Origin of the sequence: Glycomyces sp. NPDC046736, from assembly GCF_040645615.1 — a bacterium.
In the GTDB taxonomy this organism is placed as follows: domain Bacteria; phylum Actinomycetota; class Actinomycetes; order Mycobacteriales; family Micromonosporaceae; genus Glycomyces.
In genome coordinates, this window is sequence record NZ_JBEYYO010000003.1 from 327506 (window position 1) to 336794 (window position 9289).

Consider the following 9289-nt stretch of genomic DNA (forward strand, 5'->3'; position numbering starts at 1 on the left):
GGCGAGGCGGCGAGGCGGCGAGGCGGCGAGGCGGCGAGGCGGCGAGGCGGCGAGGCGGCGAGGCGGCGAGGCGGCGAGGCGGCGAGGCGGCGAGGCGGCGAGGCGAAAGCATGGCCGGTCGCGAACAGCGCCGGTAGTGCGAACACGCGCGCGCCGCAGACCGCCGCGTGATGCTCGACACGACCGCGTCGAAACCCGGGCGTTTCTGTCGTACCCGGCTGGGAGATTGGGGCTTACCCACCCAAGGGTGGGCAAGCCCCCCACGCCAATCCGCGCAGCCCCGCCTCACGCACCTCGCGCGCCCTCCGCGCTACCCGCCTACCGTCCCACCTCGCCGCTTCGCTCGCCTTCCGTGCCCCGCTGCCCTCGCCGCGCCGCTCGCTCGCCTCCCGGCGCGAGCTCCGCGGAACTCACGATCAAGCCTGCGACCGTGATCGCCAGACCCGTGAGGATGCCGCAGGCGCCACCGACGATGAACAACCAGTCACCGCGCGAATTCGCATCGGCCTGTTCTTCGTAGGAGTTGGAACCTCCGGAGTTGACATAGACGCACTTGTCGCCCTCCTCCATCTCGAGTCCGCCGCACCTGACCGTGTCATCACCGCCGAGCGTCCCGAGCATGCACGCGAGCGAGACGCCCGCGATCGCGAGACCGAACAGCACGACGATCGTCTTCGCTACCGTCCCTTGCACCTTCGGATTCGACATGGCTACGCGTATGGGTCGTCGTCGGAGCCGATGCCCCAGACGTCCTCGTCCGGGTCCTCCAGGAGCTTCGACTCGCGCTCGGTCTCGCTGTCGCTGCCGCCCGCGCCCCGAGCGCCGCCGCCCGCGCCGCCCATCATGCCGCCCGCGCCGCCGGGCCTCCCGGCCCCGGCCGCCGCGGGGGCCGTGGGAGCCGCGAGCGTCGCTCCTCCCATGCCGCCCTGGGGGCCGACGCCCGCACCGGAAGTGAGGCCGCCGGAGCCCAGGCCGCCGACGCCGCCACCGACGCCGCCCGTGCCGAGCCCGCCGCCGGAGGCCAAGCCGCCGGTGAGGTCGTCGGCGTCGAGTTCGCTGCTGTCCCAAGGGTTGTCGTACTCGGGGAGGTCCGGCTGCCCGATGTCGCCCAGGCCCGACGGGTCCTGGGGCATCGTCGGCTGCTGCATGTCCTCGCCCGTGGGGTTCTGCTCCTGGCGCTGCTCGGCCTCCTCCTGCGCCTCCTCCTCGGGGGTCTTCTCCTCCTCTTCCTCTTCTTCCTGCTCTTCCTCGGCGGCGTCCTCTTCCTCCTCGGGGGTCTCGACGCTGTCCCCGGTCAGCTGCGGGCTGGTCGCCCCGCCCCGCTTGTCCTCCAAGGGCTGCAACGCTTCGGCGACCGCGTTGAGGACCGCGCCCGCCGCGGCGTCGGCGGCGTTGAGCAGGCCCAGCGCCGACTGGAGCTGCGCCGTCCCGGCCGCGGCCTCGGCCTGGAGCGCGGCTTCCAGGAACCCGCCGAGCGGGCCCAGCTGCGCGATCAGGGCGTGCTGCGCGGCGCTCACGGCCACCAGCGGCGCGGGCAGGACGTCGAAGCCCTTGCCCTTGAGGAACGCCTCGGTCAGCTGCATCCCCGCGCGCACGCTGAACATCTCCGACCCGGCGGCCTGGAGCGTAGTGGCGGCGGCGTTGATCTCGCCGATGACCTGCGTGATGTGGGCGTTGACGGTGCCGACCTCTGCGTTGAACGCCTCATTCGCCGCGTCCTGCCAGTGGGCGTTGAGCTCGGTGACCTTGGTGCCGTAGTCGGTCTGGTGCGCGGCCAGGTCGCCCGCCGCGGCGGTGACCTCCATGGCGTAGCCCATGAACTCGGTGGGCTCGCCCGACATCACTTGCTCGTACGTGGGCATGGGATTCTCCTATCGGCCCGAGGGCAGGTCGCTTTGGATGCCGCTGAAGCGGGACTGGGTCTCCTTGTCGACGGTGTCGACGTCGTCGGCGCTGCCGACGACCTGCTCGCCCTGCCAGTCGAGGCGGCTCTCGACCGCGGCGGTCACGGCCGCGAGCGCGGTCTGCCAGCGCCGCCCGGCCTCGCCGGTCGCGAAGCCGGGGTTGCGGTCGGCGGCGGACGCCGCCGGGCGCTCCACCCGTCGGGACGCGTTCTGCGCGTTCCCGGCCATGTCGCGCAGGCCGGTCCCGCCCGACCGCACGTCCTCGACGTCCATGTGCACGGTCATGGCTTCCTCCTTCGTTGACGCCCTCGGGGCGATCGCCCGGCGGCGATGCGCGTACTCTCCCGCGCGCCGTCACGGGTCGGTCCCGCCCGGCCGCCTCACGCGCCATGACGGATTCGTGACGATGCGGGCTTCCATGGGGCGCACAGGATCAGGAAGCGGGCCCCGGGCCCGGATCAGGGAGGTGCGCTGCCGATGACCGACGACCTGTTCGCGGCCGACGACGACGCGGGAAGCGCTGCGGAGGGAGGCTTCGTGTTCGAGGCCTCGCTGGAGCTGCCGCAGTTCGAGTTCACGCTCGCCTTCGGCGACACCCAGGCCACCGGCACCGATCGCGCGGGCTGCTCATCGGGGGACTGCCCGCACCCGGCGGCGCACCCGGCCGAAGCCGACTGGGTGCAGCTGGCCTCGGCCGTCCCGGTCGAGGGCCAGCTGCACCGCTTCAAACCGCGCTGCGAGGGCATGGCCTACCCGACCGAGGAGGACTTCCGGGCCGCCGTCGCGGCCGTGCGCCCGGCCGACGCGGACGCGTTCTCGTTGCAGCGCTTGCGCAGTGGCTGGACCGACGAGGTGGGGGGCCGGATCGGGTCGTGGCCCGAGCGGCTCAAGTCGAAGCTCGCGGCGCTGGCCGAAGGCTGGGCCGGTGAGGACTTCGACGCGTTCGCTGCGATGGCCGACCAGGCGCGGGCGCTCGCGGAGGGCGCGATCGACGACATCGAGTCCACTGTGGCCGAATTGGAGCAGCGGGAGTCGGCGATCTACACCCTCCAGGGCGGTGACTCGGGCGAGATCCCTTACCCCGCACCGATGGTGGGCACCGAGGGCGAGTGGTCGAACCTCAAGGCGCTGCACGTGCGGCCCGCGTGGTGGCACGGGGACTGCATCACCATGACCTGCGAGGAGGCCGAGAAGGCGCTCGAACTGGCCGGGGCCGACGCGGGCCTGGCCGGGGAGGTGCGCGAGTTCGTGGAGGAGAAGGTCGGCGCCGGGCTCCTGGGCTTGGGCACGCTGGTCTCGGAGGTGCGGGCGCTCGCGAGCGAGGAGGCGAAGACCGTGTTCGGCGAGCGGGTCGCGGCCGAGCTGGCGGCGTACGTGGAGCGCCAAGCCGCGATCGACGAGTCGATCGCCGAGAAGCGCACCGGTCAGAGCGCGGAGCTCGCGGCGGTGCAGACGACCGGCGAGGACCGGCCGTTCCCCAGCGGCGCCGACGTGTCCTATATGGATCTCGCTGCGCCGGAGCCGGAGTTCCCCTCGCCGCCGGTCTCGCCGCAGACCACGATGGACCCGAGCCCGGTCCCGCCGGGCGGGGACGGGACCGCGGCGGCCACGGAGAAGACCGAGGACGAGGCCGACGAGAACCCTTGGGACGACGACGAAGACGACGGTTCGCAGACCGGCGGCCTCGCCAGCGGCGGCGGCTATGGCACCGTCCCGGGCGGGGGCGGGAGCCTCGGTGCGGGCGGCGGAGGCGGGCGCCTGGGCGGCGCGGTGGGACCGGGCGCGATGGCCACGCCGCAAGGACTGTTCGGCCCGGCCGTGACGCCGACGCCGACGTCGGGAACGAACGCAGCGAGCGGATCGCGCGGCGGCCTGTTCGGCCCGCAGGGCCAACCGGGTGCCAAGGGCGGCAAGGCCCCGGCCAAGGACGAGGAGGAGACCGAGGCCAAGGCGCCCGAGAACCTCGCCCGCCGCGAGACCGACAACGTGTGGGGCTGGGTCGCGCCCAAGGACGACCCGCACAACTGACCGCGTCAGCGAAGGAGAGACATGGGAGAGCGCGTGTTCGACTCGGCGTCGATCGCCGAGTACCGGGAGTTCCTCTTGGAGCTGATCGACGAGTTGGAGAACGAGGTCCTGCCGGTGCTGTCGGCCGGGACCCTCAGCCGCGCACCGGCGTTCGGGGTCGCCCCCGGCGCGGCCGAGAACGCGGCGGTCCAGTACGCGCGGTTCCACACCGCGACCTGGCGCAACCTCCAGTTCCTGCGGGGGACGCTGCACGGCATGGAATCGGCGCTGGCGCAGGCCGAGAGCGGCGAGGACGAGACGTTCTTCATGGAGTTCGGCGCCTCGTTCGCGCCGAATCCGCCCGAGGCGTAGACGACGACGGCCTGGTCCCCGCATCGCGGGGACCAGGCCGTCTCGGTTCGCTAGAACGCCTCGTCGGGCAGGTCCATCGCGGTCAGGTCCGCGCCTTCGGCGATCTTGCGGTCGGCGGTCAGGCGGGGCAGGACCTCCTTGGCGAAGAAGGTCGCCGCGGCGACCTTGCCGCGGTAGAAGTCGTCGTCCGCGCCGTCGTCGAGCTTGCCCTGCGCGACCTCGGCCTGGCGCAGCAGCAGCCAGCCGACCAGGAGGTCGCCGACGGCCAGCAGCAGGCGCCGCGAGTGCAGCCCGGCCTTGTACAGTTCGCGCGGCTCCCCCTCGGCCGGGCCCATCAGCGCCGGCTGGAGCGCTTCGAGGATGCCCTGCACGTCCCCGAGCGCGCGCAGCACCTTCCCGCGCACCTCCTCAAGGGACTCGTGGCCTTCCTGAGTGGACTCCATGATCTCGGAGGCGACGGCCATGAGCGCCTCGCCGTTGTCCTTGATGATCTTGCGGAACAGGAAGTCCAGGCTCTGGATCGCGGTGGTGCCCTCGTAGAGCGTGTCGATCTTCGCGTCGCGGACGTACTGCTCCAGCGGGTAGTCCTGGAGGTAGCCCGAGCCGCCGAACGTCTGGAGCGACTCCGAGCTCAGCAGGTCGTAGGCCCGCTCCGAACCGCAGCCCTTGACGATCGGCAGCAGCAGGTCGTTGATCCTCTTCGCGGTCTCGGCCGCGTCCTCGTCGCCGTCGGCCTCGGCCAGCGCCGCCTTGTCCTGCCAGGAGGCGGTGTAGGAGACGAGCGCGCGCAGGCCCTCGGTGTAGCTCTTCTGCATCAGCAGCGAGCGGCGCACGTCGGGGTGCTTGATGATCGGCACGCGCGGCGCGGTCTTGTCGGTCGACTGGAGCAGGTCGGCGCCCTGGATGCGGCTCTTGGCGTAGTCGAGCGCGTTGAGGTAGCCGGTGGAGAGCGTGGCGATGGCCTTGGTGCCCACCATCATCCGCGCGTATTCGATGATGAGGAACATCTGGCGGATGCCCTCGTGCTTCTCGCCGAGCAGCCAGCCCTTGGCCGGGGACTTGTCCCCGAAGGTGAGCTCGGCCGTGGCCGAGACCTTCAGGCCCATCTTGTGCTCGATGTTGGTGACGTTCACGCCGTTGCGCGCGCCCAGTTCCCCGGTCTCGGGGTCGAACTCGTACTTGGGGACGATGAACAGGCTCAGGCCCTTGGTGCCGGGGCCGCCGACGCCCTCTTCGCCCACCGGGCGCGCGAGCACGTAGTGGATGATGTTGTCGGTCATGTCCTGGTCGCCCGAGGTGATGAACCGCTTGACGCCTTCGAGGTGCCACGAGCCGTCGGGCTGCTTGTAGGCCTTGGTGGTGCCCGCGCCGACGTCGGAGCCCGCGTCGGGCTCAGTGAGGACCATCGTGGCGCCCCAGCCCTTCTCGACGAAGAGCTTGGCCCATTCCTTCTGCTCGTCGGTGCCTTCGCGGTAGGCGCTGTGCGCGAACGAGGAGCCGGCGGCGTACATCCACAGGGCCGGGTTGGAGCCCAGCACGAGCTCGGCGAGCGACCACCAGAGCATGCGGGGGGCCACGGTGCCGCCGAGGACCTCGGGGAGGTCCAGGCGCCAGTACTCGGCGTCGATGAAGGCCTTGTAGGACTTCTTGAACGATTCGGGGAGGGTCACCGAGTTGGTGGCCAGGTCGAATACGGGCGGGTTGCGGTCGCCGTCGACGAAGCTGGCCGCCAGTTCCTCCTCTGACAGGCGCGCCAGCTCGGCCAGGATCTCGCGGGCCGTGGCCTGGTCCAGGTCGGCGAAGCTCGGGTGGTCGAGAATCTTGTCCGCCCCGAAGACCTCGAAGAGATTGAACTCCAGGTCTCGGAGGTTGTGGCGGAAGTGCGTCATTGCGGGTCCTCCATTACTCGGTGGTAACCACCATCATATTACCCGCGAGTAAGTACCTCAAGCTTCCCGCGCTTCCAGGACGAAGCTATCGGGGTCGAACGCCTCACAGCCAGCGTTCGGGCAGCGTGTCGCGGGCGGATTCGGCGGGGTTGGAGTCGCGTCGCCGGGCGGGCGGGGGTCGCGTCTGACCGTTGGGCGTGAGCGGGCGGACCGAGGTGTTCGACGGAGCGGGCGCACGGGCCGGGCGATTCGAGATCGCTCCTCGATTCGGCGTCATGGGCGGGCCGGGGGCGCGTCGACTTGGGGAGTAGGGCGCCCGGCGTCCTTCGATCGGGTGAGCGTGACGGAAATTCGAGACACGCCGTAACCTGCGCACCCGTGCCTCGTTGAACCGTGCAACAGACCGCTTGTGCGACGGCAGACGCGCGGGCGGGGTGGAAGGAACCGGATCGTCCCGAGCAGGACCGCGAATCACAATTCGCGGGCGGAATGTCATACCCGGCCCGTAACGTTTAAGACAACACCACCAACGCCCGTAACACCAACACCGTCGCACCGCACCACTGCGGCACACAACACCACCGATCGCCACCGGGAAACAGGACCAGGAACCAGGGAGCCCCCCATGATCCGCGCCGTCGCCGTCCGATTCGCCGCCCGCGCCAAGCCCGCCTACGTGGGCCGCCATCGCCGGGCCAAGCCAGTCCTCCAACGAGTCTTCCGCATGCCCGCCCAGGCTTCTGGGCCGGCCGCCGAGATGATCGAGCACTAAAGCCGCAGGTCCGGGCAGCGTCGAGTTCGCGGCCCGGGCCGATTCGGAGCGAGCCGGTTGGGCTTCACCCGAGCCCGTCGGCTCGATTCGGATCGGGGAGATCCGTCGCCGTCCGCGCCGGGTCGAGCCGACTCGGTCGAGAGGCCGGGCCGATCAGGCGCCGTCCGCGCCGAGCCGGTTCAGGGCGACGACGCCGATCCGGCCTCGCCCAGGTCGGCTCAGTCCGATTCGGGCCTGTAGTCCAGCAGGAGCAGTGCGATGTCGTCGGTGAGCGGGCCGCCCACCCAGCGGCGCAGGGCCGTCTCCAGCGAAGCGAGGCCGTCGCCCACGTTGCCGTGGCCGATGAGGCTCCAGGCGCGTTCGCGGATCGGGAAGAACTCGCCGTCCTTGCGCGCCTCGGCCAGGCCGTCGGTGTAGAGGAAGATCCGGTCGCCCGGCTGGAGCCGCAGCGTGATCTCGCGAGCCGAGGGGCCAAGGCCCAGCGGCGGGGCCATCGAGTCGGGTTCGAGGTAGGTCGCCACCCCGTCGCGCACCAGCATCGGCGGCGGGTGGCCGCAGTTGATGATCTCCAGCGTGCCGCCGCGCTCCTGGAGCAGGATCGCGGTCACGAAGTCCTCGTCACCGGCGTTGCGGGCCACGGCGTGGTCGAGGTCGGCGACCATGCAGCGCTGGTCGGAGCGCTCGAAGGCCACATGCCGGAACGAGCCGAGCACCGTCGAAGACAGGCGCACCGCGTCGAGGCCCTTGCCTCGCACGTCGCCGATGATGATCCGGACCCCGTATTCGGTGCCGAGCGCCTCGTAGAGGTCGCCGCCGATCTCCGCACCCGACCGCGCCGAGACGTAGCGGGCCGCGATGTCGAAGGGGCCCATGCGTTCCCCGATCGGGCGCAGGATCGCCTGCTGCACCACCGAGGCCAGTTGGGTGAGTTTGCGGAGCCGGTCGTCGTCCCTCTCGCGCACGATCGCCACCGCCGCGGAGATCACCACCGACACGGCCACCACCAGGAAGTCGACACCGTGGACGGCGACCCCGGTCAGCGAGAAGTCGTGCAGGACCCACAGGTAGCCGAAGGCCGCGAGCATGCTCGCCACGCCGATGCCCGAAACCCACCGCCAAGGCAGGAAGGCCGAGGCGGCCAGGGGAGGCAGGGCCAGCCACGAGACCGCGTGCGAGTCGTCGTGCACGGCCAGGCGCAGCCCGACCAGGACCACCACCACGGCGAAGGCCGCGGTGAACGCGGACCGCACCGAGGGCGTGGAGAAACCGGTCAGCCGGTCAGCACGAGCCATGCTCGGCTTCCGACGCAGCGTCGTGCGCATGTGAGTGAATGCCTCCTTCCTACCGGATCGCGGCCGGGGTCCCTTCGCTTTCGCTGGAGTTCCCGTTCAGGGCGGGGTCCCCCGGCCCCGGACGCACCGGCCGAAGCCGGAGGGGAGCGTCGCGTCAGCAAGCGGTCAGGGCGAAGCGGGCGGGGATCAGGGCACCGGACTTCGACCTTCGTCGATGGAGTGCCCGGAGCGCCGGACCCGATTCGACCATCGCCGATGTGAAGATCGTAATGGTCGCCGACCCTTGACCGGGCGTGGAGGACACCGCCGCACGGGTGACGGCGAAGTCTGTGCTTTCGGGCGGCCGGGAGCGCCGAACGGGTGGTCCGGACTCATCTGTTCGTACGGTGTCAGATCGTTCTCCGGCGGCGATACGGGATGAATGCGACACTGCCGCGGCCTCGGCGGCGTACCGGCCGGCGGGTAGGGACGTGACCAATCGCGCTGGCGCGGGGCGCGGGCGGCGTGCGAAAGTTGGCCTGTGAAGTTCACGATTTCGCGGACCCCGTTCGATGGCCCTGTGGCGCAGCGACTCTGCGCGGAGATTCAAGCCGAGTACGTCCGCCGCTACGGCAGCGGCGACGAGACCGAGCTCGGCACCGGCGACTTCGATCCGCCGCGCGGCGACTTCATGGTCGCCTACGACGAGGCGGGCGAACCGCTGGGCTGCGGCGGCTGGCGCGGCCACGGCGAGGACGCCGAGATGAAGCGCGTCTACGTGCGCGAGAACGCCCGGAGGCGGGGCCTGGCCCGAGCGATCGTGGCGGCGGTGGAGGCCTCGGCGACCGAAGCGGGCCGGGCGCGGATCATCCTGGAGACCGGCCCCGAGCAGCCCGAGGCGATCGCGATGTACCGCGCGATCGGCTACGAACCGGTGGCCCCGTTCGGCTTCTACGCGAACGAAGCAGGCTCGCTGCACCTGGGAAAGCCGCTCGGCGGCAAGGTCGAGGCGAACCCCGAGGCAGCTCAGGCAACGTAAATCCTATAGGATATATCCTATTTTCTAGAGCCGCG

9 protein-coding genes are annotated in these 9289 nt (G+C 71.1%); 4 read left to right on the forward strand and 5 right to left on the reverse strand.

Annotated features, from left to right (window positions below; all coding sequences use genetic code 11):
* Positions 1 to 318 precede the first annotated feature (318 nt).
* From AB0B28_RS05180 to AB0B28_RS05190, 3 genes are read right to left on the reverse strand one after another with little or no spacing between them, the layout of a single operon-like run.
* Entirely contained in the window at positions 319 to 708 is a 390-nt protein-coding gene (locus AB0B28_RS05180) for a hypothetical protein (RefSeq protein ID WP_360116753.1), read from the reverse strand.
* A gap of 2 nt (positions 709 to 710) precedes the next feature.
* On the reverse strand, positions 711 to 1862 hold the full coding sequence (locus AB0B28_RS05185) for a hypothetical protein (protein WP_360116756.1): 1152 nt from the start codon (positions 1860 to 1862) through the stop codon (positions 711 to 713).
* Between the two features lie 9 nt (positions 1863 to 1871).
* On the reverse strand, positions 1872 to 2189 hold the full coding sequence (locus AB0B28_RS05190; RefSeq protein ID WP_360116759.1) for a hypothetical protein: 318 nt from the start codon (positions 2187 to 2189) through the stop codon (positions 1872 to 1874).
* A 192-nt stretch (positions 2190 to 2381) separates the two neighbouring features.
* On the opposite strand from AB0B28_RS05190, the gene AB0B28_RS05195 reads away from it, so the two are divergent.
* On the forward strand, positions 2382 to 3932 hold the full coding sequence (locus tag AB0B28_RS05195) for a hypothetical protein (RefSeq protein ID WP_360116762.1): 1551 nt from the start codon (positions 2382 to 2384) through the stop codon (positions 3930 to 3932).
* 21 nt (positions 3933 to 3953) lie between these two features.
* Entirely contained in the window at positions 3954 to 4283 is a 330-nt protein-coding gene (locus AB0B28_RS05200; RefSeq protein WP_360116765.1) for a hypothetical protein, read from the forward strand.
* Positions 4284 to 4333: 50 nt separating this feature from the next.
* Here the strand turns inward: AB0B28_RS05200 and AB0B28_RS05205 are convergent, their stop codons facing one another.
* The gene (locus AB0B28_RS05205; RefSeq protein WP_360116768.1) at positions 4334 to 6172 is read right to left on the reverse strand and encodes an acyl-CoA dehydrogenase; all 1839 of its coding nucleotides are present in this window, start codon (positions 6170 to 6172) and stop codon (positions 4334 to 4336) included.
* Between the two features lie 625 nt (positions 6173 to 6797).
* On the opposite strand from AB0B28_RS05205, the gene AB0B28_RS05210 reads away from it, so the two are divergent.
* Positions 6798 to 6944 (forward strand): hypothetical protein, encoded by a 147-nt coding sequence (locus AB0B28_RS05210; protein ID WP_360116771.1) that lies wholly within the window; start codon positions 6798 to 6800, stop codon positions 6942 to 6944.
* A gap of 218 nt (positions 6945 to 7162) precedes the next feature.
* Here AB0B28_RS05210 and AB0B28_RS05215 read toward each other — a convergent pair whose 3' ends face one another.
* Positions 7163 to 8236, reverse strand: a complete 1074-nt coding sequence (locus AB0B28_RS05215) for a PP2C family protein-serine/threonine phosphatase (protein WP_360116774.1) — start codon at positions 8234 to 8236, stop codon at positions 7163 to 7165.
* A gap of 559 nt (positions 8237 to 8795) precedes the next feature.
* Here AB0B28_RS05215 and AB0B28_RS05220 point away from each other — a divergent pair.
* Entirely contained in the window at positions 8796 to 9254 is a 459-nt protein-coding gene (locus AB0B28_RS05220) for a GNAT family N-acetyltransferase (RefSeq protein WP_360116777.1), read from the forward strand.
* Positions 9255 to 9289 lie beyond the last annotated feature (35 nt).

Coding starts and splice junctions, on each gene's coding strand:
- AB0B28_RS05180 (WP_360116753.1), bottom strand. CDS start 708: ATGTCGAATCCGAAGGTGCAAGGGACGGTAGCGAAGACGATCGTCGTG.
- AB0B28_RS05185 (WP_360116756.1), bottom strand. CDS start 1,862: ATGCCCACGTACGAGCAAGTGATGTCGGGCGAGCCCACCGAGTTCATG.
- AB0B28_RS05190 (WP_360116759.1), bottom strand. CDS start 2,189: ATGACCGTGCACATGGACGTCGAGGACGTGCGGTCGGGCGGGACCGGC.
- AB0B28_RS05195 (WP_360116762.1), top strand. CDS start 2,382: ATGACCGACGACCTGTTCGCGGCCGACGACGACGCGGGAAGCGCTGCG.
- AB0B28_RS05200 (WP_360116765.1), top strand. CDS start 3,954: ATGGGAGAGCGCGTGTTCGACTCGGCGTCGATCGCCGAGTACCGGGAG.
- AB0B28_RS05205 (WP_360116768.1), bottom strand. CDS start 6,172: ATGACGCACTTCCGCCACAACCTCCGAGACCTGGAGTTCAATCTCTTC.
- AB0B28_RS05210 (WP_360116771.1), top strand. CDS start 6,798: ATGATCCGCGCCGTCGCCGTCCGATTCGCCGCCCGCGCCAAGCCCGCC.
- AB0B28_RS05215 (WP_360116774.1), bottom strand. CDS start 8,236: ATGGCTCGTGCTGACCGGCTGACCGGTTTCTCCACGCCCTCGGTGCGG.